The following is a 25,079-nucleotide window of genomic DNA, read 5'->3' as shown; positions in this document are numbered from 1 at the left end:
TATCCGACTAAGAGTTGTCAGACGTGCTATTCCTCAGTTTCAACAGCAAGTTAATCATTCTCTTGAGAATATGAATATATATTTTAGCTGGTTAATCTGGGAAATCTTAGACTTACAAATACCACCAACCTCAGGCAGAACTAATCCGAGGGTAATCAAGAAAACTCGTTCTAAATTTAAAACTAAAAAACGATGTCATAGAAATAATTATACTCCCCGGCAACAACTATCTTTTACAATTTTTACAACCGCTAGTTGACATCATCTAGTAGTAGAAGATAGTTGAACTAGATAGAAAATTAAAAGGGACAAGGTTTAGAGATTTTTTCAATTAAATATAAACATTCTTGAGAGATACTTGCTCATCTCTTGTGGGTTCATTTATACAAATTTCTCTCATTTTTGTTCTCGTAAATAAAACGAGAACAGTTTCTTCGGAATTTTAGGCTTCACTTTCCCTTAACCGAGCAGTATTGCAATACATTTGAGTTTGTTTTGCTGCCACTTATAAGTAACTGGACAGAATTAATTACACAACGTCCGCCGCGAAGGTTGCTTCAATTTATTTATGCCTATCTACTTATCTTTGACTAACTAATCTTGCAGGAGTAATCGCTGCATACTGTTGAGGGGTAAGTAGCGCTTGCTTGAGATCGATTTTTCGAGGTATGACTTTTTCCTGATAAAATGCATCAGCAATGCGCTGTTGTTCTTTAACAATACTCGGCGTCAGCTTCCTCAAACTATAAGTACGGCGACGCACTACCACTTCTAATAGAGATGGCTCAAGTTTCAACTCAGGAGCCAGAATTTTTACAATCTCAGTTGGATTAGCTTCAGCCCATTGTCCTAACTTGTCTATTTCTTCTAAAATGACTTTTACCACTCCAGGATTTTGTGTGGCAAATTCACGTCTTGATAAATAAAATCCTCCCTGCGTAGCAATTCGTGCTGCATTTCTTAAAGTACGAGCACCAGCATTTTTTTGCACAAAAGCATAGAAGGGATCCCAAGTTACCCAAGCATCAATCTTTTTTTGTAGAAATGCGTCACGGGCTTCTGCTGGAGTCAAACTGACAGCTTGAACATCACTGAATTTTAACCCTGCTTCTTGCAAAGCTCTTAAAAGTAGATAGTGTGAAGCAGATCCCTTTTGAAAGATAACTTTTTGACCTTTAAGATCGGCTACTCGCCGAAAGGGGGAATCTTGCCTAACTATAAGACCACTACCTTCACCCTTACTGGGTTTACGCCCAGCAATATAGACAAGCTGTGCTCCTGCGGCTTGAGCAAATATTGGAGGCGTTTCTCCCACACTTCCAATATCAACCCGATCGGCATTCATGGCTTCTAACAGTTGAGGACCTGCAGGAAAAGGTGCCCACTCTACAGAAACGCCCAATTCTTTGAGACGTGGTTCTAAAACTCCTTTAATTCTAATAATATCGCCACTCGTTTGATAACCCATTCGGACGACATTAGTATTAATTCCAGAGGGTTTTGTTTCTGCTTGAGCTTTCTCTACAAATTCTTCAATAAGTGGAACTGAGAAACCAGATATTCCTAGCAGAGAATACTGCATAAATCTCTTTAAAAAGAGACGACGTTGCTGTAGATGTTCCCGGTTCATAATTAATTTTAAACCATTTACAGTAATTGGCAGTTATTCCGAATTCTTTTTTATGCTTTCTTCCAAGCAGCAATGACAGTAATTGGTAGTTCTTCAGTAAACTTTCCTGATGGTTCGACAGCCAATAAAGAACTTCTTAAATCAGTTTCAAAATTTTCACGGTTGTCTCCTACAAAAGAGGGTAAACAAAAAGCTGTAGAGTAGAGATAACCAAGGTAACTGTCAACTGTCCAAGATTTTTCGTATTTGACTTCATATTGGGCTTGACGAGGAAAAGGAGATTTCGCCAAGATTTCTTCGTGGGAGACCTCAATAGGTGTCCAAACACCCTTTCCACCTTGACCCGTGCGACGCTGTTCTCCTAACCACCGCTTAACAACTGAAATTACGGTTGTTTTCCATGGATGGTTACTGTTCCAGGGATCTTCATGAGTTTTGATAATGGCTATAGCACCATCGTCAGATAGTAACTCATAAATCTTTTCAAGTACGAGTTCTCGTTCCATCCAGTGAAAAGCTCTACCTATTGTGACTAAACGGAACTGACCTACGGCGGGAGAGAGAGATTCTGCTCGTTGTTGAACCCAACTGATATTTGTTGCTCCCTCTGCTTTGGCTTGTAGTTGTGCTTCTTTAAGCATCTCTGAGTCAGGATCTATGCCAATAACTTCTTGAAAATTGTGACAAAAAGGAATAGCAATCAATCCAGCGCCACAACCAAGGTCAAGAAGTCGTCCCGTACCATTAAGATGAAATTTTTCTACAAGCAGCTCAAATAAAACAGGCGGGTACTTTGGTCTGTAACGAGAATAATACCAAGCAGCACCTTCAAATAATGTTGGGTCGTAAGCAGGTAGTGTTTTCATTTTATGAATTACAAATTATCTCGACTAAGGTTTCATCCAAGCACTCGTAAATCTGTAAAAATTGTCATCTTTTTGTTCCCAACTCATGTAGGACTCTTTTTCAATCCAAAATCCAAAATTCAAAATCCAAAATCTAAAATCCAAAATTACCATGGCTATTTTTTCGCTAGAACTTCTTGGGGAGTAATTTCGGCGTATTCTTTAGGTGTTAAAATTTAAGAAATAAGATGGGTAATAACCCATCTTATGCAGCTGTGGGAGGTATGGCGTTGCCCAAATCTGTCAAGAATATTGCGTTGCTTGGGGTAACTCTTGATTAAGTACCCAGTTGCCAATATCACGCAATTTGTAATCCACAGGATCGTGCAATGTGAAGGTACGGAAATCTCGCCAATAACGGTCAAAGCCGTGTTTAGTAGCTGTAGAACGGGTTCCCATAACTTCAAAAATAGAAGTCGTAATATCCAGTCCAACTCTTGTGGCAAAGGCTTTGGCGGCAAAAACTGCGATCGCAACTTCTCCTCTTTCTTGCGAAGTTAAGTTCACATCTTTTTCCCAAGCCTGTTGGACTCGATCTGCGGTGCGATCGGCAATGGCAATGGCTGCTTGCAGTTGCGTCCACAATTCTCCGTACTGATGCAAAATATAAGGGTCGGCTGTAGCGCGTTCTACCCCAGAGGTAATCCAAGGTTTTGTTTGGGTTATGGTGTATTCCTTAGCCACCGCTAGCGATCCAGAAGCAATTCCCAAATATACATAGGTTTTCGTTAATTGAGCGATGATTCCCAAAAATGTAGCAAAAGCACTATCAGGAGGATTAGGATATCCCAAAATTTCATCTTGCTTTACCAAGACATTGTGGAAGGTAAAGGTACTGCTGTCCGTGCGTCGCTGTCCAAAATTGTCCCAATCTTGATGAGAAACCACACCTTCTCTATCTTTAGGAATGACGAACAAAAAGGGAATTTCTACACCATCTTGCACTGCAGATAATACCCGCACATCGGCAATAGCAACACCCGTGCCAAAACTTTTTACTCCATTAACACGGAAGTGTTCGCCATCTGGGGCAATTTTTAGTCTGGAATCTCGCGTATTAATAGCGTTTGCCCAGAAAAGGTTCTTTTCGGCAGTTTCCCGGTAGTATCTGTCTTTTTGTTCCCTTGTTCCAGAGACATGACCTAAAGCGGTCAGGTTGAGATGGTTACCATACAGTTGTCCTACAGAGCCATCAATCTGAGAGAGTTCTTGGACAATTTTTAATCCTTCTACCCAGGTTGCCCCAATGCCACCATATTCTTTAGGTACTACCAAAGGTAGCAGCCCCCCGGAGCGCAGGTGCTGAATTTCCTCTTCTGGTAGTCCCCCTTTGATGTCGCGTTCTACAGCATTTGCAGCTAGTTTGCTGGATATGGAAGACGCAATTGCTACCCAGTTTTTTGATTCTTTAACTAAAAGTTGCACCATAGTTTGATTATTCCAATAGAAAAGACCAAGGATGGCAAGTGAGGGAAGAGGAGAAAGGAACGACAATATGGACAATTACCATCCTTAGTCATGACTGGTCTAACGATTCACACTCACTAAATACTCATTGGCAGCTTTCTCAACAGCAGTACCTTTAAAGAAGTCTCGATTGAGACTGATATACAACTCTAGTGGTGAATCGACAAGAAATAATGTAAGTCTTCTTCAGTGATAATACCGCGTTCTACAAAAGAGTAAGAATTAGCAACAACTGCGGTAATATCTGGCACATCCCAGTGACCGGAGTCAGAACATCGCATTGAATTTGAGGGGTTAGATAAAAAACCGCAGAGGCGCAGAGGGCGCAGAGGAAGAGAAGGAGAAGATGAGGTTGAACATTGTTTTACCCATCAGAATTTATGTAGTGGACTACTAGGTTTTTTTGTAGAAACTGGGTTTTTATCCTAGAACCAATGGTCGCTCTGTGACGAGTTCGTGTTCTTCGTTCTGCTTACCCATCACACGCTGTAAAATTTTGTCTACTGTCTGGGCAAACACGGTATTTCCCCTGACTCTGGGACGTGGTAGAGAAATTTCAACATCCAGTTCGATTCGACCGTTTTCAATCAGTACAACGCGGTCTGCTAGGACGACTGCTTCCTCAACATCATGAGTAATTAATAGTGCTGTAAATTTTTGCTCAAGCCATAATCTCTCCATTAATTGCTGCATTTCTATCCGTGTCAGAGCGTCTAAAGCCCCTAATGGTTCATCTAGCAGCATCAGCGAAGGCTGACTTGCCAATGCTCTAGCTAAGGCTACCCGTTGCCGTTGTCCGCCAGAGAGGACGGCAGGCCATTCGTCGGCTCGGTCTTGGAGTCCTACGGCATCCAAAACTTGCAAAGCTGTTTGCCGTGCATACACTTTAGAATTGGAACCCAACAAGCCTAATTCCACATTCGCCAGCACCCGTTGCCAAGGTAACAAACGCGCATCCTGGAACATCATTCGCACATCTGGACTAATCCGATGGGATTGTTGACCGTTTAAAAAAATACCTCCTGCACTTGGCAAATCTAGTCCAGCAATCAGGCGTAGCATTGTACTTTTACCGCAGCCACTGCGACCAACGATCGCGACAAATTCTCCTGGCAATATATCTAAATTAATGCCCTGCAAAACTGTTTTGATTCCAAAGGACTTTTTCAACCCTTCAAGTCTTAAATGCATTCCACGGTGTTCAGATTTCATGTCAAAACCTCCTGAATAAATAGCCTCCAATCATCACATCAACTTATTTATGAATAAAAATAGATATCAATGATTTCCTGTTGGAGTTAGGTTAGTTAGATTCCTGACTTCTTAGAGAAGTCGGGAATCTAGGGAATCTAAGAGCCTTTCACACTAATGTGATGGAGTAATAGTTAAGTTGTCCTTTGAAATTTAATTTACGGTTAATCTGTGTATTTGCCGTACTTATTTTTTAGTATACTTACACAGTTTTATGAAAAAAGCAAGGATTTTTTGTAAAAAAAGATTACTTTCAATTAAATCCCTATTCAGAACCGTAGTTTCTTTAAGAATAGGACTTACGCATAGCCCCCTTTTTAAAGCTACAGTATACACATTTTACCCCACCCTAACCCTCCCCTTGGAAAGGTCCGGGAACCGGAAATTCTGTTTCCCCCTTTATTAAGAAGGGAAGAAACTTAGTTCGTGTTCCCTTCCTTTATAAGGGGGGATAAAGGGGGGTAAATTCGATTAAGAAGCCAAAAATCTTACAGCCATTAAACATACCATTTTTGGATTTTGGATTGAAAAAGCCTTACTTGGACTTAATTTTAACCAACTATATAAGACTCCTATTTGATTTTTGAAATATACGTAGTTAGGGCTATGCCGCACACATAAAGATTGTGGTGGGCATTGCCCACCCTACAGTACTGAGATATTTTCAGAAATCATTTATGATTCCTATAGCAGTCCTAAATCATTCGTGAGAAACCAGATCCCCGACTTCTTTAAGAAGTCGGGGATCTGAGTCTTTCTCTTTATTTTTTAGGTGAGAATGCAGCATATTGTGCTGGTGTAAGCATGGCATTTCGCACATTGATTTGTTTAGGTATGAGTTTCAACTGATAAAAGGTATCAGCGACTTTTTGTTGTGCTGCAATTAACTTTCCATCTATCGGTACAACTCCAAAGATTTTTCTCTGAGTTGCCTTTTTCATGACATCTAAATCTATTTTTAAAACAGGTGCAAGAGTGGCTGCTACCTCATCTTTATTCTTATTAGACCAATCATCTAACTTTTTAATTTCTTCCAGTATTGCCTTAATCGTTGATGAATTATTATCAGCAAATTTGCGACTCGCTAGATAATACCCACCCTGATTGGTAATGTTCTTGCCATCAATTAAAATTCGAACATTGGCATCTTTTTCTGCTGCTGCATAGAAGGGATCCCAAATTACCCACGCATTGACACTTCCTCGAACAAAAGCAGCACGGGCGTCTGCTGGTGGCAAATACACAGGTTGAATATCACTGTATTTCAATCCTGCTTTTTCTAGAATTTTCAAAAGTAGATAATGAGCGCTAGAGCCTTTTTGAAAAGCAATTTTTTTGCCTTTTAGGTCAGCGATTGATTTGGTAGGAGAGTCTTTAGGAACTAGGATGGCTGAACCTGCTGGACTGGCTGCAATACCAGCTATATAAGTTAGGCTAGCTCCCGCAGCTTGAGCAAAAATTGGCGGAGATTCTCCTGTATGACCAAAGTCAACACTTCCGACATTCATTGCTTCTAATAGTTGAGGTCCGGCTGGAAACTCTATCCACTCAACACTCACTCCCTCTGGCTTTAGTCGTTTCTCTAAAACACCTTTTGCTTTTAATAAAATTGCTGATTTTTGATAACCAAATCTGACCACAGAAGCTTTATCGTTAGCTTTATTACTAACAGAACCAGCAATGGCTAGATTAGAATTTGTAGAATTGGGTATATGATCTGCGAATAACAAGCTGAGACACACACCCGCTACAAATGCTCCCGTAAATAGTTTTGTGTGATGCTTCCTGTTAAAGAATTGGGATTTTAGTGATAATAACCATGTTTCTAACTGCTGCCAAATCCAATTCATGATAGAACTCCACTCCTTGAAAATTTTATTTAGAAAGCAAAACTGGTTCGAAGAACACCTACCCAAATTGGGTCATTGTTATCATTATGTTCTGGCTTGGTAATCAGATAAATAATTGGAGTCACTCTGACGTTATTATTTATCCGAAAAGTATAGAAAGTTTCGAGGTGTAAAGATGTGTCAGGGTCCTCTCGTTGTTGTCCAGCACTTATGAAGTCATTGCTAGTCACTTTTGGGGGAATACCAATAGTAATACCACCTAGATTTCCTTTGGAAAACAAATCTGGAAAGGCAAATGTAAGCGCACAATTAATGATATTCGCATCATTATCACCGCCATCTACTTGATTTGCTTGAGTGTAACCAAACCATCCGCCGAAAGTAAAGCGTGGATTAACTTTCCAGCTAAATTCCAGTCCAAAATTATCGGATATTGTGGCATTTTGCCCAAAAGGATTTCGCGCAAAAGCACTACCTGTTCCGCCAGTTAAATTATTACCAGAATTTGTAGGATAGTATTTGCGGGTATAAGTTAGCCCTAAATCCAGTTGTTTATTAGGAGTGATGGAAAGTTGAGCGATCGCTGCTTGGGAACTATTATTGAAAATCCCATTATTCGGTTGGTTGCTAACCAAGCCATCTGCAATCCAAGCCAGGTGTAGTTGTAGTCGATCGTTGAACCTATAAGCTACAGCAGCGCCTGCACCATCAAATCCAGGTCTGTATACTGTTGGATTAAATTGTCCAAATCGAGAGAAACCACCCTGTGTAGGGTTTCCATTTAACTGGTTGAGCGTTGGAACATAAACTGGGAAATTAATTGTCCGAGTCCCTACCCAAACATTCACTTTACTACCAATTGGAAAACGATAGTACAAGTTGTCTAAATACAAATCATTCGCCGGGAAAAGAGCAGATCCATCTACAGCAAAACGAGTCATGTTTGTTCCCGTAGAGGCTCCCAAGTTAGGGATACTGTCTGCTCGTAATCCAGCATTGAGTTGGTCTTTACCACTAAAACTGGTTTGAAACGATAGCTGAGCGCGGTACGCAAAAAAGGCATTCGCATCATCCTCCGTATCATCAGCTGGAGTATTGTTGACACGATCGCCAAAAACATCAGCTGCTAAGAAAATTACATTACCTACTAGTTTTGTTGTTGTTGAAAACCGATTCGCTTCGACTTGTGCTGTCCTGGCTTCTAAGTTGTCTAATCTTCCTGCTAATTCAGCAAGTTCTGGACGAAATTCCTCACTTAGTCGTTGTAGAGTTGTTAAATCTTCTTGAGTGACTAGATTTGCTGTGGATGAAGCGATGAGTTGGTTAACTTGGTCTAGGCACGCATTTAACCCAGCCGCAAATTCATAGCGAGTCAAAGCGCGATAGCCACGATACTGGCTATCTGGGTATCCAACAATACAGCTATAGCGCTCAACCAAGGACTGGAGTGCTTGAAATGCCCAGTCCGTTGGTTGTACATCAGAAAGCTGAGAAACAGATGTGACGGGTGGTTCTGACGATGGTTTTACAGGTTCAATAGGGATTATCTGAGGTGAATTTTGTGAGATGAACCGATCGCTCTGTTGTGGTTTTAACTCCTGGTTCTCTGTCTCAACTGGTTCTAGTAATTCTGCAACACGAAGATCTCGATGAGATTCTGAAGTGGGTTCTTGTCCAAAGGCTTTTGTATTAGCTACTACGAAAAGTAGCACTAAAAATCTTGGTAGAGTGAGCAATATATTCCACAGAGTTTTTTTCATTTTGTTATAGCTACACAAGTCATACCACTACTATGGTTGGCATTGCTTACAACGCTGCAATTTTACCAAAAACAACTAGTTCAAAATTAAACTACTGTAAATTGATTTTATTACAGTATTTTTACTGTTAGATAGAAGCATTTCACAAAAATTGCCGATAATAAAGTATTTTTGATTACATTTTTCTATAATTTTTGTTAATTAAAGCTATAGTGTCATTTGTCATTTGTCATTTGTCCTTGGTAAGGATTTCTAATGTGTTTACAGTTTTTAATATAATGATTTCTATTTCCACCTAGATACTTAATTTTCTATTCAATAGATGTTTAAGGTAAAAAAATAAACATTAACTCCGGTAAATCTATAAGTTTATAGTAAAATATAAAAATTTGTGGTTTTATATAAAAATCATAGAAAATCTAATACTGACAGGTAGCTTGCAAATCGCAAAATTGGAAACTCCCGTAGAGACGTTACATCTAACGTCTCTGTAGGTTGAACTGTTCGTCATTCCGAGTAGTATTGATAAAGACTTGTACCGAGGTTAGATAACTTAAGAACCATGAAATACAATCAACTTGCCAATAGTGACCTTAAGGTTTCAGAAATTTGTCTGGGAACTATGACATTTGGACAGCAAAATACTATTGAAGATGCTCATCAGCAACTAGATTATGCTACTACTCAAGGAGTCAACTTTATTGACACGGCGGAGATGTACCCAGTCCCACCTCGTGGTGAAACACAAGGAAGAACAGAGGCTTATATCGGAGAATGGCTGAAAAAACAACAGCGCGATCGACTTGTTATTGCTACAAAAATTGCAGGTCCAGGAAGAGGATTTAAATGGGTGCGGGAAGGAAATTTAAAAATTAACCGTGCTCATATCAAACAAGCAGTAGATGATAGTCTTAAACGCTTACAAACAGACTATATTGACTTATATCAATTTCACTGGCCCGATCGCTATATTCCTCTGTTTGGTCAAACAGAGTATAATCCAACTTTTGAACGACACACCATTCCAATCGTAGAACAATTAGAAGCGATCGCAGATGTTATCAAAGCTGGGAAAATTCGTTACTTGGGCTTAAGTAATGAAACCCCGTGGGGAGTCTGTGAGTTCAGTCGTACAGCACAGCAATTGGGATTACCTAAAGTTGTGTCCATTCAAAATGCTTACAATTTATTAAACCGCGTGTTTGATTCCGCTCATGCAGAGGCTTGTTATCGCGAAAATATTGGCTTGTTAGCTTATAGTGCATTGGGGTTCGGTTTATTATCTGGCAAATATGTACATAATAAACCACTGGAGGATACACGACTGACTCTTTTTCCTGGCTTTGGACAGCGTTATCTCAAACCAAATGTTAGTGAAGCTGTTGCAGCATATGTAGAAATCGCCCACAAATATAATCTAAAACCTTCACATCTAGCATTATCCTTTGTCCGCAGTCGTTGGTTTGCCACCAGTACTATTATTGGAGCAACAACGTTGGAACAACTTAAAGAAAATTTAGAAAGCGTAAATGTAGTATTGGACAAGGATATCATAGCCGAATTGGATGCTGTTCATACTCGTTACCCTAATCCAGCACCCTAAATAAGGCAAGTTGGTATTATTTCTACTCAAGAAAGCTGCCCTTGATTTTTTTATTAAATCGTGCTAGCTTTTTTTGTATCTCAAAATTACTGTAAATTTACCAAGTAACCGTACATTTGTTGAAGAGTCAAAATTTTGGTTGCAAGATTCCCGACTTCTTTAAAGATACAAAGTCGCGAATGAGAGATGTCACCTCTCCCGATCGCTCTCCACCGGATCGAGGTGAGGGATCAGATCCATCATTCGCCAACAGCGCCGTAAAAGTTGTCAGGAATCTGACCTAGCTCTACTTGTAGATAAGTTTTAAAATATTGAAGAGGCTTTGGATGAGTAAGAATTTACGATTGTCAAGGGAAGCATCTACCACCGAATTTGAACCGAACTTGCACGCGGATGTGTTGATCGTAGGAGGTGGACCGGCTGGTACTTGGGCAGCTTGGAGTGCTGCATCTGTTGGTGCAAGGGTTGTTTTAGTAGATAAAGGCTACTGTGGTACAAGTGGTTGTGCAGCAGCATCAGGTAACGGTGTGTGGTATGTGCCACCAGAGCCTGAAAGTCGGGAAGCTGCAATGGCGAGTCGAGAGGCTTTAGGGGGATTTTTGTCCAGCCGTAACTGGATGCAGCGAGTACTGGACCAAACTTATGCAAACGTTAACCTCTTAGCGGATTGGGGTTATCCGTTTCCTGTTGATGATGAGGGTAGATCTTACAGGCGTAGTCTTCAAGGACCAGAGTATATGCGCCTGATGCGAAAACAAATCAGACGGGTAGGGGTGGAAATTTTAGATCGCAGTCCAGCGTTACAACTTTTAGTAGACGGAGAGGGTAGTGTCGCGGGTGCAACAGGAATCAACCGTGAGACGGGGAAAAAATGGATTGTGCGATCGCACGCAGTCATCATTGCAACTGGAGGCTGTGCTTTTTTAAGTAAAGCTTTAGGGTGCAATGTGTTAACAGGGGATGGATACCTGATGGCAGGTGAAGCAGGTGCTCAAATGTCAGGTATGGAGTTTTCCAACGCCTATGGCATTGCACCTGCCTTTTCTTCTGTCACCAAAACCTTATTTTACAACTGGGCAACATTTACCTACGAAGATGGCACTCCCATACCAGGTGCGGGGTCACAAAGAGGACGTTCCGTTATTGCCAAAACGTTGTTAACGCAACCTGTTTACGCCATTATAGATAAAGCTTCTGAAGAAATGCGGGCGCATATGCGTCTAGCACAACCCAACTTCTTTTTACCTTTTGACCGTGCTGGTATCGATCCTTTTACACAACGCTTTCCTGTCACACTCCGATTGGAAGGAACTGTACGCGGTACAGGTGGAATCCGGATTGTTGATGATACTTGTGCAACTTCTGTCTCTGGACTCTATGCTGCTGGAGATGCAGCAACACGAGAACTTATCTGTGGCGGCTTTACAGGTGGTGGTAGCCATAATGCTGCTTGGGCAATCTCTTCAGGATACTGGGCTGGACAATCTGCTGCTGAATCTGCTCGTAATTTAGGTGAAAAAGCAAATCAAAGACAAGTTGAGGCTGTGGGTCAAGCTGGATTTACCAACGGTAGTCAACGCCGACTTAATACTGAAGAAATTATTCAAGCGACTCAAGCAGAAGTTTTCCCCTACGATCGCAATTATTTCCGCAACAAAACAGGATTAACCGAATCATTACAGAGATTAAATCATCTTTGGCAAGAAATTCGCACAAGTGTTGCAGATGATGACAACATTCTCCGAGTTAGAGAATCCGCTGCAATGGTAGCCACTGCAAGATGGATGTATAGCAGTGCCTTGGAACGTAAAGAAACACGTGGGATGCACAAATATGCAGACTATCCAGAACTAGATGAAAACCAGCAGCACTATTTTATTAGTGGGGGTTTGGATCGTGTTTGGGTGAAAGCAGCTTGAACGAAGGAAGAAGAAAGGAGAAAGAAGGAAGAAGTTTGATCTCGTTCACCTCGTTCCGGTGGTTCTACCTGGGAATGTATACTGCAAGACTCTGCTTTGCGAAAGATGGGAGGCGGAGCCTCTAGGAAAGGCATTCCCAGGCTCCGCCTGGGAACGAGAATCCAAAATCCAAAATTCACATGATTGAATTAGTAAGCGAATCTCGATGTATTAAGTGCAACATTTGTGTTAACGTATGCCCGACAAATGTCTTTGACAAAGTACCCGATGCACCACCGACTATTGCCAGACAAAGTGACTGTCAAACCTGTTTTATGTGTGAATTGTACTGTCCAGTAGATGCTCTGTACGTTGCACCACAGGTTGAGCCTTTGACAGCCATAGACGAAGAATCCCTTAAGGAAACTGAACTTTTAGGTAGTTACCGTCGAAACATTGGTTGGGGACGCGGAAACACAAACACAGCAAAACAAGATTCCACTTATCAATTGCTCAAAGCTATGAAGTCATGAAAAAGCGGCGAAATCAACTCCCTATACTATCTATTCTGACTGTCTCTGTTGTTTTACTTACCAGTGCAGGTCGTAGTTCTAGTCAAATCGCTCCGTCAACAACTTACAACAAACAAGGAGCAGCTAAGACAACTACTTTGCGTTTAGGTATTATCAGTATTAACAACGCTAAAATTCCAACAGGCCCCACAGGTTGGGCAATTCAACAAGGTAAACTCTTACCTGAATTGCGGAAACTGGGAATTACAGAAGTAAAGACATTCAGTTTTCCTAACGGTCCCAACCTGAATGAAGCCTTGGTAGCGGGACAATTGGATGTCGGTATCTACGGCGATACACCTGCACTCGTTGCCAAAGCTAACGGTATGCCTACCCGTTTAATCAGTCAAGAACAGGTAGGGATGAATGCTTGGTTGCTGGCGAAGAAAAATGGTGTCCGTTCTGTAGCGGAACTCAAAGGACAAAAAGTAGCGACCTCAAAAGGTTCGTATATGCATCGCTATTTGATGGGACTGTTACAAAAGACAGGTCTTCAAAATCAAGTCACAGTGGTTCATTTATTGCCCAATGAAGCCCAAGCTGCACTACAAAGAGGTGATGTTGCAGCGATCGCAGCATCCACAGGTACAGGTCCATTGTTAAGTTCAAAAGGTTTTCCTGTCATTGATGAAGCGAGCAAGCATCCAGATTTACGGGGAACAAGTGTAACTGTGGCAACAGAAGCTTTTTTGACTCAGTATCCTAAACTACCTCAAACTTGGAATCAAGTAAAACTTGCTTCAGTCAAAAGTATTAAAGCAAATCCAGAAGCATATTACCAATTTCATTCCCAAGTATCAGGATACTCAGTCGATATAGTCAAAGCTTCTTTTCCTATAAAGCAATTTCCAGAAGAACCATTCCCAAAACAAGGGCTGGCACTTCTAGAAGGAACCAAACAGTTTTTAGTTTCACAAAAATTAACCCGGTCTGACTTTAAAATAAATGATTGGGTTGCCTCACAATAGTAAAACTGGAGGTAGGTCACATTTATGAAACTTATCTTACCTGTAGAGGTTGCTGACGAACTGGTGCCTCATTTACCAACTGAAGCAGAAGTTGTACGCGTGGATAACGAGGGCAATTTAGACGACGATGCTATCAATGCCGAAGTTTACTTTTCGTGGTTTTTTCTCAAACCTACTACCTTACACAAAGTCTTAGCAGCAGCACCTCAACTGCATTGGCATCATGCGCCGAATGCAGGTGTCAATCATATCCTGACACCCATCTATTTAGAACGCGATCTCATCCTTACCAATGGTGCAGGGGTACACGCTATTCCGATTGCTGAATTTGCGATCGCTTTTATGCTAGCTCATGCTAAGCAATTGCGTCACCTGTATGCAATGCATGCAGAACATCGTTGGCAAAGAGGTTTTCAAACCCAGGATTTGTGGGATGCATCTGTGTTAATTATCGGTGCGGGCGGTATTGGGCAAGAAATTGCTGCCCGTGCCAAAGCTTTTGGGATGCGAATTTATGGCAGCCGTCGTCACCCCAAACCCTTACTTAACTTTGACAAAATTGTAGGTGTCAATGAGTGGCGATCGCTCCTTCCGGAAGTAGATTATGTTGTCATTGCCACACCTTTAACTAGTGAAACCAAGGGCATGATCGATGCAGAAGCGCTACGCCTTATGCGACCTAACGCCTATCTTATTAATATTGCTCGTGGTGCAATTGTAGACGAACCTGCCCTGTTACAAGCGCTGAAAGAAAATTGGATTGCAGGTGCCGCTTTAGACACAGTTTTTACAGAACCACTCCCACCAGAAAGTCCGTTGTGGTTTCTAGATAATGTCTTTGTAACACCTCATTGTTCCGGTCATTCTCCGAGAGTCAAAGAACGCTCTTTAGCCCTTTTTTTGGATAATTTGACCCGATATTGTCACAACAAGCTTTTACGCAACATTGTGGATAAAAATGCTGGCTACTAAAAGCGATATACCTGAGTATTACTTCAGACATCACTTGTATTTAATTGCGATCGAACCTAGTTTCACTCCCATTGTTTAGATGATTTTAGTAATTTTGAGTATTTCGGTAATTATTGAGATGAGTTGTAACAGCATTGAGATATCCCTTGTCAGAAAGAGCTTCTGATGGCAGTTTCTTAGAATTGATGGCACCGCGAACAATATCTTCAACGCTGATTTGTTTTGCTGAATAAGCCTGGATAAGATCTTGGTACCCAGGAATACCTTGATTTTGAAACTGACCCTGATAAGCCATGTTCACGAGATTGAAAGGTGTAGTTCGAGCAATATAAGAGGGAGTCTTACCTACAGCCGCCGGGTTGTATGCTGAAGTATCGGCTCGAACTACAGATGTACCAACAGTAGAGGCAAGCAATAAAGATAGGCTACCTAAAATCAACCGTTTCATAATTTTGACTCCTATGCTTTTGTAATAGCTAATTTCAACAACTCTGTTATCTTTATATTAACGAACCGTATCGTCTTGTCAATGTATACTGAGACAGATCGTAACGTGTAAATAAGAAAGATTGCACAACTGGAGTTTACGCCCATGTCACAACTACTAAAAAGCAAAAGTACTTATACACCATCGACGACTGTTGCACCTGTGATGCGTAGGCGCAATCAGCACTCCCATCAAGCAATTCTCAAAGCAGCTGTTGAGCTATTAGAGGAGAAAGGTTACGGCAATATCTGTATTGAGGCGATCGCATCGCGTGCAGGCGTAGGCAAACAAACTATCTACCGTTGGTGGTCTTCTAAGGCAGCAGTCATAATGGAAGCATACTCAGAAAAAGCTACGCAGAATATCCCCACACCGGATACGGGTTCAGTCAAACAAGATTTATATCAAGTTCTACAGCAGTTATTTGCAGTGCTGACAACAACAACGACAGGTACTGCTGTTACAGCACTGATTGCCGAAGCACAAATCGATCCTTCTTTAGCCGAGTCATTTCGCGAGCAGTTTATTCAAGGTCGTAGAGCAGTGACTCAAACTATTTTAGAGCGAGGCATTGAAAGAGGTGAAGTTCGTCCTGACGTAAATTTGGAACTGGTGCTTGATGTGATTTACGGTCCTATTTGGTATCGATTACTGCTAAAGCACGCGACGTTAGATGATGCCTTTGCCCAAGAACTAGTCAATTTTTTGATATTAGGAATACAAGCTTATAGCGTTTCCTAGTCTGTTGAGGTACAAATTTATCAGCGTCCATCCGCTACAGGGTGCGGTTAATTTATTATTCTGTACCTCACGAAAGTGGGAATTGCTATAAATCATTCCTAAAGCAATGCAAAATTCAAAACCTAATTGAAAAGCATTGCCACCCCAGGGAAAAGTTGAAAAGTTCCACTTTTCATCATGATAGAAAATCCCAGCCAGATTAATACAAATGGGAATATTTTTCGACCATACCGAGCCAGAAGTGGAGCCATGAGAGGATTACGAGTCAAATTGTAAGAAAGGAAGCACCACAACCCAACAGTCAAATAGCAAACACACAAAATCACTCCTAAACTTGGAAGATTGGTAGTGGCAAACAGTGGTACATAAATACCAATGTTGTTTCCTCCATTAGCAATAGTGACTGCTGAAACGCGATAAGTTTGAGGATCGCGTAGAGTCGCAAATAATGATTTCTTATGCCGTTTATGATTAATTGAATGACCTAGGTTAATTGACACATCTTGTATTGTGTCTTCATCATCATTTCGACTCATGAAATTACTGATACCAATCATAATTGGAAGGATACCTAGCAACCCAATCCAAGCTTCTGGAAGAACTAAACCACCGAAAAAACCAGGCAAACTGGCAACTACTAGTGCTGTAAATCCAACAAATTCACCGATGATAATATGCTTGGGACGAAAGATATGATTGACTTTTCCAAAGAAAGCCGTCAAGTATATATTGTCATCAAAGGTAGTTGCAAACGCAGCAGAAATCCCAATAACTAAAGTACCAATCATCCAACTCATAGTTTTTGCTCGCAAATCTCCAAAAATATCTATATAGTCTTTCGCTGCTTCCAGAAGTGAGAGACTTTCAAAAGTTGATTCAATTGTTTTTCTTTCCAGGCAAGATGTATTAATCGCATTTAGGATTTTTCTTAACCAAGGTAGCTTGTTCTTAATATTAAAATCTCCGCAAAATAAGAGCAAATATTCTTTCTTTTTAAAAGAATAAAAAAAATTTATTAAAAAAAATTTGATGGCGATTCAGATTCCCGACTTCTTTAAGAAGTCGGGAATCTGGCTAACTAGCACGTAGGCTTAGTATTCTTTAAGTTACAACGTTTCACAAAAATAACTTGCTTTTGATATCTTTTTATGGCATATTCTAACTTAGAAAAATACGGTTAACACATCAAGTTATAAGACTTTTGATTTAGACTTTCTCTAAACAGTGGCTTTTCTTGTGCCTTGTTTAGAGAAAGTCATGTTACCTATTCCCGATTGAACTTCCCAACAATACACAAAGAAGCAAAAAATGGATTCTAGCCAGAATACGGATAAATACAACAGTAGACGTTCATTATTTAGTCAAGTGAGTAGACGCTCATTTCTAGGTCGCGCTAGTGTGTTAACTGTTACTGGTGTTGCGGGTGGGGTAATGTCTCCTCTTTTCTCCTCTGTAAGAAAAGGAAATATTGTCTTTGCACAAGAAAAAGGCAGGCATGTGAGAGCGTTCAACTATGATAATTTTGTTCAGAAAGCCTATCAAGTGCGTCTTGAAGCAGCAAAAAATCAGCAAGCGATCGCCATTCCGCCGCATCCGACTAATGGAGATGAAGAACGTTATGCTAACAAAATCGCAACTGATACCAGAGGATTACCTCACAATGAAAGAGGTGAAGTCCAACTAGAAGCTTACAACTCTTTTATTCAAGCACTAACAACGCTAAACCCTGACGACTTTGAAAATATTATCTTGGGTGGCGGAAGAAAACTTGTGAATCCTCAAGGACCATTAGCAATCAGCCTTGAGGGGATCAATGCTGCTCAAATAGCGACTCCAGTACCAGCAACTTTAGATAGTGCAGAACAAGCTGCTGAGGCAGTTGAACTCTACTGGGCTGCTTTACTGCGAGAAGTTTCTCTTAGAGAGTTCCAGAACGACACTGACAATCCGAAAATCTTGGCAGCAATTGAAGACCTCAACCAACTGTCAGCATTTCAAGGACCGAAAGAAAATGGTGTTATCACTCCTCAAACCCTGTTTCGTGCCAGTGTTAACTATGTTGACAAGAATGACCCATCCGGCAGAACAACAAAATACGTTGTCCCACCTGGTGTAACAGAGGGTCCTTACGTTTCACAGTTTTCGTTACTGGATATTCCTTTAAACACTCAATTTATTTCTCCCCTAATTCGTACTGCTCTTCCTGGCAATGAGTTCCTTACCGATTACAACGAGTGGTTGACGGTGCAGAATGGAGGCAGTTCTGGCAAATCCATTAGGTTTGATCCAACACGCCGCTACATCTCTAGTATACGTGATATTACTGAATACGGGCGTATTAATGGTGCTCTATTTTATGGAGTTCTAGCGACTCTCGGTGGTATTGGCACACCCTTGAATCCAAGCAATCCCTATATCAGCTCCAGAACTCAAGTGGGTTCAGCTGCTACATTAGCAGCAGCACACTTTCAAGCCTTACTTCTCCTAGCTCCTTCGCGGGCAATCAGAGCCTCTTATTGGGGTAAGTTTTACTTACATCGTCGTTTGCGACCAGAAGCATATGCTGGGTTAGTCTACAATAAGCTCATCAACAAAATTGACTACCCAATTCATTCTGAGTTATTAAATTCCAGAGCCTTAGCTGAGAGTTTTAACACCTTTGGTACCTATTTATTACCCCATGCATACCCAGAAGGAGCACCGTTCCATTCCGCCTACACTGCTGGTTCTGCCTCTATTGCTGGTGTCTCAGCCACACTGTTGAAAGCGTTCTTTGATGAGAACTTTGTTATTCCCAATCCTGTGGTACCCGATCCCAACGATCCTACAAAAGTGATTCCTTACAGAGGAGTACCACTGACAGTAGGTGGCGAGTTGAACAAGTTTGCAGTTAACTATACTTTTGGTCGCTCTCTTGCTGGTATCCACTGGCGTTCTGATATTGCAGCTGGCTTAGCTTTAGGAGAAGAGGTTGCTATTAGTATCCTTAAAGATGAAAGGCTAGGGTTCAACGAAAGATTTGACGGCTTTACGTTTACCAAGTTTGACGGTACAAAAATCACTGTTTGAATTTCTTGATGTGCTGCTAGAGCACGGGTTTTTGGGATTAGGGTTTTCCAAGAAATAAGTTATCCAATCTTGTGGTACGGGCGTCCCCGCCCGTTCTATACTAGTGACGGGCGGGGACGCCCGTACCACAAGAGATATTTGAAGACTTTTTGATTTGGAAGTCCCTTAGTGGACTGACGCTCTAGATTCCCGACTTCTTGGAGAAGTCGGGAATCTAACCGAGCAATTTTCTCAGTGATTTCTTGTCCCCATAGCATTAATTTTTTCATTTAACTCGCGAATACGCCTTGATAGCACGCCAATAATATTCACTGCAATTTCAGGAGTTTCTTCTATAGCATCGTACAGTTGCTCTTGTGTGAGTTCCAAACAATCACACGGTTCTAAAGTCGTCGCAGAAGCGGAACGGGGTTGGGCATCAAAAACTGCCATTTCACCAAAAGATTCTCCTTTGGGAAAAATAGCTAATTGTTGATTTCCTATATGAACTTTCACGCGTCCTGAAACAACTATATAAAGCGATCGTCCTTGTTCGCCTTGCTTAAAAATAGTGTAATGGGTAGGAAAAGATAATTCATCCATGACTGAAGCTAAACGAACAAGAAAATCATCTCGTAATTCTTTGAAAATTGGTACTTTTCGGACGAATAATAAACGATCGACGCTGGTTAACATAATTGTTAGTTGTTTATAAGACGTTTGATTTGAGCAGCAACAAGGGGGTGTGGATCGTTTTGTAATTGGGGTATAAGTTCTAGAAGAACACGGCGGGAAACTACATATAAGTATGCAATAACTGCTTCTCTGACATAGCCTGTGGGATGGCGCAAACTCTCTAAAATTTGTTCGCTAGTTAATCGTATGCGAGCAACTCGTGCAAAATGGAAACAGCACGCCAAGCACCAATCGGAAAGCGATTCTTTATCTATTATTAAACTTCTGGTTCGATCGCCTAATTCCATTTGTTGATATTCGAATATTCCTTTTTCTACAATTTTTTGCAATTTTTCTTTGGGCGCTCGCTTATCTAACACATTCAGTAATACAGATTTATTAGGTAACTTTACAGTATGGTCTAAAATCTCCAACCCTCTTGCCCAATTCTTTACAGATTCCGATCTAAGATTAAAGGCTGCTGCTTTAATATTTTCTGAAGAATAAAGTAATTCTAATAGCATTAATAATCGTTCTTTTACATCAATTTCTAATTCTAAAAGTGAGCGTTGGAGTAAATTGCACACAATAGTTAATTTGTCACTAACTTGAGAATTTAGAAGCTTGTCTCGTGCTTCAAAATCAATATAAGCGGCATAAATATAACCCAAAAAGCGTAATTCTTTATCAATTAATCTTTTTACCTTACTTTCAAGAGACTTATCTAATAAATTGACAATTCCTTCTTGTTGATATCTTTTAAGTAAGGTACGAAGGATATGATACCTGGCTGTACCTTTGGAAGTTTCTAAATATTGCCATAAAGCATCCATTGCTTCCAAGGTAGAAATTTGACCGATAGTCCGCCAAGCGTACATCCGCACAACTTCTGGTTTGTAAATGTTAGTGGCTAAGCTAACCAACATGGGTAGGGCTTCATTCTCTAGATGCACGAGAGATTGGATGGCTTTATTTCTGGTTGATTTGTAGTAAAGCCCATTCAGTAATGCTGAATAATATTCTTCTAAATGGGTTCCTGCAATCATTTCTAGGACTGCACACCGGACGCGTAAAGATTCATCCTGTAATAAGTTGGGAATGTAAATCCGTAGTTCTTGTAAATAAACGGCTTCTGATAGCGCTTTGACTGCATTGACTCGCAAGCGTTCATTTTTATGGGTCAGCATCCGCCGCAAAATATGTATTGCTTCAACTTTTTGCATTGGCGTTCCATGACGCAACAAAAGTACAGCAGCAGTTGCTTGAATTACGGAGTGTTGTTGGTGTTTTAGATACTTTTCTAGTTGGGCAAGATTTGGATTTGATTCTGCAAGCCATAGGTAACGCAAAGCAAGAGCAAAAACACAAGCAGCGACTCTTTCGGTGGATGCATCCAATAACGCCCGCACTTCTGGTAAGTAGGCAGGATTTGCACCGCCTGCAAGCATGACTTCTAAACTATGAATTTGTAATGAAGGTGGTAACCTGACAAGCAAGGGGGCTAAAATTTCCCCCGCTCCTTTAGAGTCAATTTGAGATAAAAGTTCAATACAGGAATGTTTATCTGCTTCTGTACCTTGTTCGCCTAAAGCTTTGATGACGGCTTGCTTGAATGCACGTAAATCTACATCTGCGCCACTTAGATTTCCCCGTCCTGCACTTAAGACTAGCAAGTTAACGTAGCGCGATCGCATGACTAAAACAACACCCACACAAACTAAAGCAATAGCAATTGTTTCTGCAAGCAAAATGAAGTTGTGTTTGGAGAGTGTAAATGATGTGGCAAACCAGAAGGAGACTAAAATGAAAACTCCCCCTATTCCTGTGGCAAAGGCTTCTGCTATACCACCTGATAGTGCTTGTACGTAGCTGCGAATTTTGTCTGGAATTGGTTGGAATAATAAAGGTCCGCTACTTGTAACTAAGGTGTAGCGCAGAAGTTCATCTGAGAATTTAAGAATGACCAAACCCCATAAAAATTTTTGTGACTGGCTTCCTGGAAGAAAATTGAGGAGCGCGATCGCAACTGGCATGAGAATGCCTACACTTAATGGTAAAGTGGCAGCACTAAAAAAGACTCCAAAACGTTCGAGAACTCTGCTGGAAATAAATAGCTGCATCACCAATTCGCATATTCCCGTAATACCACCCAAAAGACCAAGGAAACTAGCGATGTCTTTACCCTCAAAGTTTGACTCCAACTGAGTCAGATACTGAAAATCTATCAATACGCCAATGAGGTGCAGCAGGGTAAAAAACCCAAATAACAGTAAAGTATATTGCTTGAGGGGACCGGAAAGATGACGTCCTTGAGAGTGACGGACTTCTGGAACTTCTCGTAATGGGGCGTCGGGGAAAACTTGTTGGTAGTTTCTACTTAGATGCCAAAGAATTAGCGCCCCTAGTGCGATAAACATACCAGCAAAGGGCATAATTACATTTTCCAGCCCGACAAAGATTAATAAAAAAGGTAGGCTAAAGCCACTAATGACATCAGCAACTAAAATACCACTGCTGACCAGTGGGTAGGCACGTTTAATTTCTCTAATGTTAAATAACTGGTTGGCTGCGATGGAGGTGTTGAGTTCGTTAACGATATAAAAGGCGTCTACCCAAAGCCTGAGGAGAAATATGGTAATCACCCCTAAGTAGGGAAATTGCATTCCCCAGTTGAAGACAATCAGTGGCACAAACATACAAGGTGCAATCGCCACTATAATCTGACGCAAGGGAAAAATTTGTTGCAACCAAGAGTATAAATATACCAACAAAGTTCCATTGACTGCACTGGCTATATAAATCCAAGGTAGGTGCTGCGCTCCATATTTATCTAGAAATAAAGCTACCGTACTATCTTCAGACCATCGCAATCCTACTGAAGTAGCTGTATAAAAAGCGAACATAAGCCAAGTGCGATCGCTCTCCTCAGGTCGAAGATTCACCCATTGTAAGAGTCGTGGTAGAACACCTTTATTTGGAGTCCACAAGTGATTTTTTAGTTCCATGCATTTTATTACTAGTCATCGATCATCGGTCGCTGGTCACTGGTTACTGGTCACTGGTCACTGGTTACCAAAGCAAAAGCCCTGAGCAACTGAGTATAGTTTGCCCACTCAGAGCTCAGGACTATCAGCATATGCATGATTTGTCATTGTGGATTTTGGCTTGCCCTCATCCCCAACCCTTCTCCCTTAGGGAGAAGGGGGGAAAGAGCTATTCTTCACTTTGGTAGAACGGAGGAAGCATCTGTTTCTCTTGGCTTTAATCCAAAATCCAAAATCTAAAATCCAAAATCTAAAAATTATTTCTTGGGGGAAATCAGCATCATCATGTTTCGCCCTTCTTTCTTGGGCGCTTGTTGGACTTCACCCACTGAATCTAAGTCTGTAGCCATTCGCTTGAGCAGTTCTTCTGCCATGTCGCTGTGCTGGATTTCTCGACCTCGGAACATCACAGTCGCTTTCACCTTATCACCATCTTTGAGAAAACGCTCTGCTTGTTTGACTCGCACGTTGTAGTCGTGTTCTTCAATCTTGTAACGCATCTTAACTTCTTTGACATCAGCCGTGTGCTGCTTCTTTCGAGCCTCCCGCGCTTTCTTCTCTTGCTCGAACTTGTATTTCCCGTAGTCCATAATTCGACAAACAGGCGGGTCTGCTTTGTCGCTTAGCAGCACAAGGTCAAGTTCTTTTTCCTCTGCCATTTGCAGTGCTTCGTGGGGTGTTAAAATTCCCAGTTGAGCGCCATCAGTGTCAATAACCCGAATCTTCGGGAAGCGAATACGTTCGTTAATTTGAGGCAGATCGCGATTTCTTTTCTTTTCAATCACAGACATGGATTTTGTGGGATCTGTTGTTAAGAAATTGGTTAGGTTGTTAGTAGTACGAGTCAGAGAGAGAATACTAAAATAACTGAGAACTGGCAAAGAAAGCTATAGTTCTAGAGTAACTATATCTATAGCGCATTTTCATTGTCGTCCTTGTACTCCTCATTCTACCCACTCTGAGACGATTTCTGTCCTATCGTTAATTTAAATTACACCACAGTAGTATTATTTAACTATTGCCACAATTTTTGTCAAGTCATTTACATTTCTTTAACCGTATTTTAACGTAACTAGAGAGTTTATATTATACAAAGTATAGAGTTGAAAGATTGTATGATATACATCTTGTTTGTTGAAAAAATGAAGTGTATGCGCGGATAACACGTGGGATGAGCTTTTTTCCCTAATCTAGAATATATGTAGAAACTACCTTTTGTCAGCAGTGATGAGTGAATCGTCTGATAGATATTTTGCACGAGCGATGGAGAGGGATGTGAATGTAGTAGGACACTGGCAACAACGAGTTGGAAATCAAAGAGACTGGGTTTGGCGGGGTTGGCAAACTCGCTATACCTATATTCGTCAAAGGCATAGCGATCGCAAAACAACCCCTGTCATTTTGCTACACGGGTTTGGTGCCTCTATTGGTCACTGGCGACACAATTTAGAGGTGCTAGGCGAACATCATACAGTATACGCTCTTGATATGTTGGGTTGGGGTGCTTCTGAAAAAGCCCCAGTTAAATACAGCGTGCAGCTTTGGGCAGACCAAGTTTACGATTTTTGGAAAACCTTCATCAACCAACCAGCCATCTTAGTAGGTAATTCCCTTGGTTCGCTGGTTTCCTTCTCCGCATCTGCCACCTATCCCGATATGGTGCAGGGCTTGGTCATGATAAACTTGCCCGATCCCTCATTGGAACGAGAAGCTTTACCTCCTATATTAAGACCCGTTGTAGCAGGCATCAAAAATTTTGTTGCTTCCCCACTGTTGCTTCAACCCTTGTTTAACGTCATCCGCCGACCTGGTGTAGTACGTCGCTGGGCAAGTCTTGCCTATGCTAACCCAGAGGCTATTACCGATGAACTAATAGAGATTTTAACAGGGCCACCACAAGATAGAGGTTCTGCGCGTGCTTTTACTGCCCTCTTTAGAGCGACTATAGACGCAAACTTTGGTCCTAGCGTCAAAACCGTCTTGCCAACTTTACAAATTCCAATGTTGTTGATTTGGGGAAAAAAAGATAGGCTTGTTCCCCCTGCACTTGCCCGTCAATTTGCTCAGTACAATGAGAAGTTAGAGGTGCTGGATGTCGAGAATGTGGGGCATTGTCCTCATGATGAACACCCAGAATTAATCAACCAAGTGATTTTGGATTGGCTGAAATTAATCAGTGACCAGTGACCAGTGACCAGTGACCAATTA

20 protein-coding genes and 1 pseudogene are annotated in these 25,079 nt (G+C 41.2%); 9 read left to right on the top strand and 12 right to left on the bottom strand.

What is annotated here, in order from left to right:
* A pseudogene (locus WA1_RS60515) lies at window positions 1-259 on the top strand (IS4 family transposase); the annotation flags it as partial.
* 321 nt (window positions 260-580) lie between these two features.
* Here the strand turns inward: WA1_RS60515 and WA1_RS32940 are convergent.
* The 7 genes from WA1_RS32940 to WA1_RS32915 form a co-directional block, all read right to left on the bottom strand.
* Entirely contained in the window at window positions 581-1,630 is a 1,050-nt protein-coding gene (locus WA1_RS32940; protein ID WP_026135079.1) for a sulfonate ABC transporter substrate-binding protein, read from the bottom strand.
* Between the two features lie 50 nt (window positions 1,631-1,680).
* Entirely contained in the window at window positions 1,681-2,496 is an 816-nt protein-coding gene (locus tag WA1_RS32935) for a class I SAM-dependent methyltransferase (RefSeq protein ID WP_017747227.1), read from the bottom strand.
* 282 nt (window positions 2,497-2,778) lie between these two features.
* On the bottom strand, window positions 2,779-3,963 hold the full coding sequence (locus WA1_RS32930) for an acyl-CoA dehydrogenase family protein (RefSeq protein ID WP_017747229.1): 1,185 nt from the start codon (window positions 3,961-3,963) through the stop codon (window positions 2,779-2,781).
* 188 nt (window positions 3,964-4,151) lie between these two features.
* Window positions 4,152-4,283, bottom strand: a complete 132-nt coding sequence (locus tag WA1_RS60510; protein WP_272819279.1) for a hypothetical protein — start codon at window positions 4,281-4,283, stop codon at window positions 4,152-4,154.
* Window positions 4,284-4,422: 139 nt separating this feature from the next.
* Window positions 4,423-5,214, bottom strand: coding sequence for an ABC transporter ATP-binding protein (locus WA1_RS32925; RefSeq protein ID WP_017747230.1), 792 nt, complete (start codon window positions 5,212-5,214; stop codon window positions 4,423-4,425).
* An 800-nt stretch (window positions 5,215-6,014) separates the two neighbouring features.
* Window positions 6,015-7,103, bottom strand: a complete 1,089-nt coding sequence (locus WA1_RS32920; protein WP_017747231.1) for a sulfonate ABC transporter substrate-binding protein — start codon at window positions 7,101-7,103, stop codon at window positions 6,015-6,017.
* Window positions 7,104-7,132: 29 nt separating this feature from the next.
* Complete coding sequence (locus WA1_RS32915) at window positions 7,133-8,863, bottom strand: iron uptake porin (RefSeq protein ID WP_017747232.1); 1,731 nt, start codon at window positions 8,861-8,863, stop codon at window positions 7,133-7,135.
* A gap of 562 nt (window positions 8,864-9,425) precedes the next feature.
* On the opposite strand from WA1_RS32915, the gene WA1_RS32910 reads away from it, so the two are divergent.
* From WA1_RS32910 to WA1_RS32890, 5 genes are all read left to right on the top strand, one after another.
* Complete coding sequence (locus WA1_RS32910) at window positions 9,426-10,466, top strand: NADP(H)-dependent aldo-keto reductase (protein WP_017747233.1); 1,041 nt, start codon at window positions 9,426-9,428, stop codon at window positions 10,464-10,466.
* Between the two features lie 326 nt (window positions 10,467-10,792).
* Complete coding sequence (locus WA1_RS32905; RefSeq protein ID WP_017747234.1) at window positions 10,793-12,385, top strand: FAD-dependent oxidoreductase; 1,593 nt, start codon at window positions 10,793-10,795, stop codon at window positions 12,383-12,385.
* 179 nt (window positions 12,386-12,564) lie between these two features.
* Window positions 12,565-12,897, top strand: coding sequence for a 4Fe-4S binding protein (locus WA1_RS32900; RefSeq protein ID WP_017747235.1), 333 nt, complete (start codon window positions 12,565-12,567; stop codon window positions 12,895-12,897).
* Entirely contained in the window at window positions 12,894-13,904 is a 1,011-nt protein-coding gene (locus tag WA1_RS32895; RefSeq protein ID WP_017747236.1) for an ABC transporter substrate-binding protein, read from the top strand. Before WA1_RS32900 ends, WA1_RS32895 begins: the two co-directional genes overlap by 4 nt.
* 24 nt (window positions 13,905-13,928) lie before the next feature.
* Window positions 13,929-14,876 carry a D-2-hydroxyacid dehydrogenase gene (locus WA1_RS32890; protein ID WP_017747237.1) on the top strand — a complete coding sequence of 316 codons (948 nt, stop codon included), beginning with the start codon at window positions 13,929-13,931 and terminating at the stop codon, window positions 14,874-14,876.
* A gap of 85 nt (window positions 14,877-14,961) precedes the next feature.
* On the opposite strand, the gene WA1_RS32885 is transcribed toward WA1_RS32890, so the two are convergent.
* Window positions 14,962-15,324, bottom strand: coding sequence for a hypothetical protein (locus WA1_RS32885; protein ID WP_017747238.1), 363 nt, complete (start codon window positions 15,322-15,324; stop codon window positions 14,962-14,964).
* A 144-nt stretch (window positions 15,325-15,468) separates the two neighbouring features.
* Between WA1_RS32885 and WA1_RS32880 the strand changes: the two genes are divergently transcribed.
* Window positions 15,469-16,104 (top strand): TetR/AcrR family transcriptional regulator, encoded by a 636-nt coding sequence (locus WA1_RS32880; RefSeq protein WP_017747239.1) that lies wholly within the window; start codon window positions 15,469-15,471, stop codon window positions 16,102-16,104.
* 122 nt (window positions 16,105-16,226) lie between these two features.
* Here WA1_RS32880 and WA1_RS32875 read toward each other — a convergent pair whose 3' ends face one another.
* A complete protein-coding gene (locus WA1_RS32875; protein WP_026135081.1) occupies window positions 16,227-16,901 on the bottom strand; it encodes a cadmium resistance transporter in 675 nt (224 codons plus the stop codon).
* Window positions 16,902-17,412: 511 nt separating this feature from the next.
* Here WA1_RS32875 and WA1_RS32870 point away from each other — a divergent pair.
* A complete protein-coding gene (locus WA1_RS32870) occupies window positions 17,413-19,173 on the top strand; it encodes a vanadium-dependent haloperoxidase (RefSeq protein ID WP_017747241.1) in 1,761 nt (586 codons plus the stop codon).
* Window positions 19,174-19,404: 231 nt separating this feature from the next.
* On the opposite strand, the gene WA1_RS32865 is transcribed toward WA1_RS32870, so the two are convergent.
* From WA1_RS32865 to infC, 3 genes are all read right to left on the bottom strand, one after another.
* On the bottom strand, window positions 19,405-19,848 hold the full coding sequence (locus WA1_RS32865) for a Crp/Fnr family transcriptional regulator (protein WP_017747242.1): 444 nt from the start codon (window positions 19,846-19,848) through the stop codon (window positions 19,405-19,407).
* A gap of 5 nt (window positions 19,849-19,853) precedes the next feature.
* On the bottom strand, window positions 19,854-22,832 hold the full coding sequence (locus WA1_RS32860) for a hypothetical protein (protein ID WP_017747243.1): 2,979 nt from the start codon (window positions 22,830-22,832) through the stop codon (window positions 19,854-19,856).
* Window positions 22,833-23,128: 296 nt separating this feature from the next.
* Window positions 23,129-23,662, bottom strand: a complete 534-nt coding sequence (infC, locus tag WA1_RS32855) for a translation initiation factor IF-3 (RefSeq protein WP_017747244.1) — start codon at window positions 23,660-23,662, stop codon at window positions 23,129-23,131.
* A gap of 484 nt (window positions 23,663-24,146) precedes the next feature.
* Between infC and WA1_RS32850 the strand changes: the two genes are divergently transcribed.
* Window positions 24,147-25,058 carry an alpha/beta fold hydrolase gene (locus tag WA1_RS32850; protein ID WP_017747245.1) on the top strand — a complete coding sequence of 304 codons (912 nt, stop codon included), beginning with the start codon at window positions 24,147-24,149 and terminating at the stop codon, window positions 25,056-25,058.
* Window positions 25,059-25,079 lie beyond the last annotated feature (21 nt).

Source organism: Scytonema hofmannii PCC 7110 (assembly GCF_000346485.2).
GTDB classification, from domain to species: Bacteria; Cyanobacteriota; Cyanobacteriia; order Cyanobacteriales; family Nostocaceae; genus Scytonema; species Scytonema hofmannii.
The sequence above is the reverse complement of the archived record's forward strand: the minus strand, read 5'-3'. Positions and strand labels throughout refer to the sequence as shown.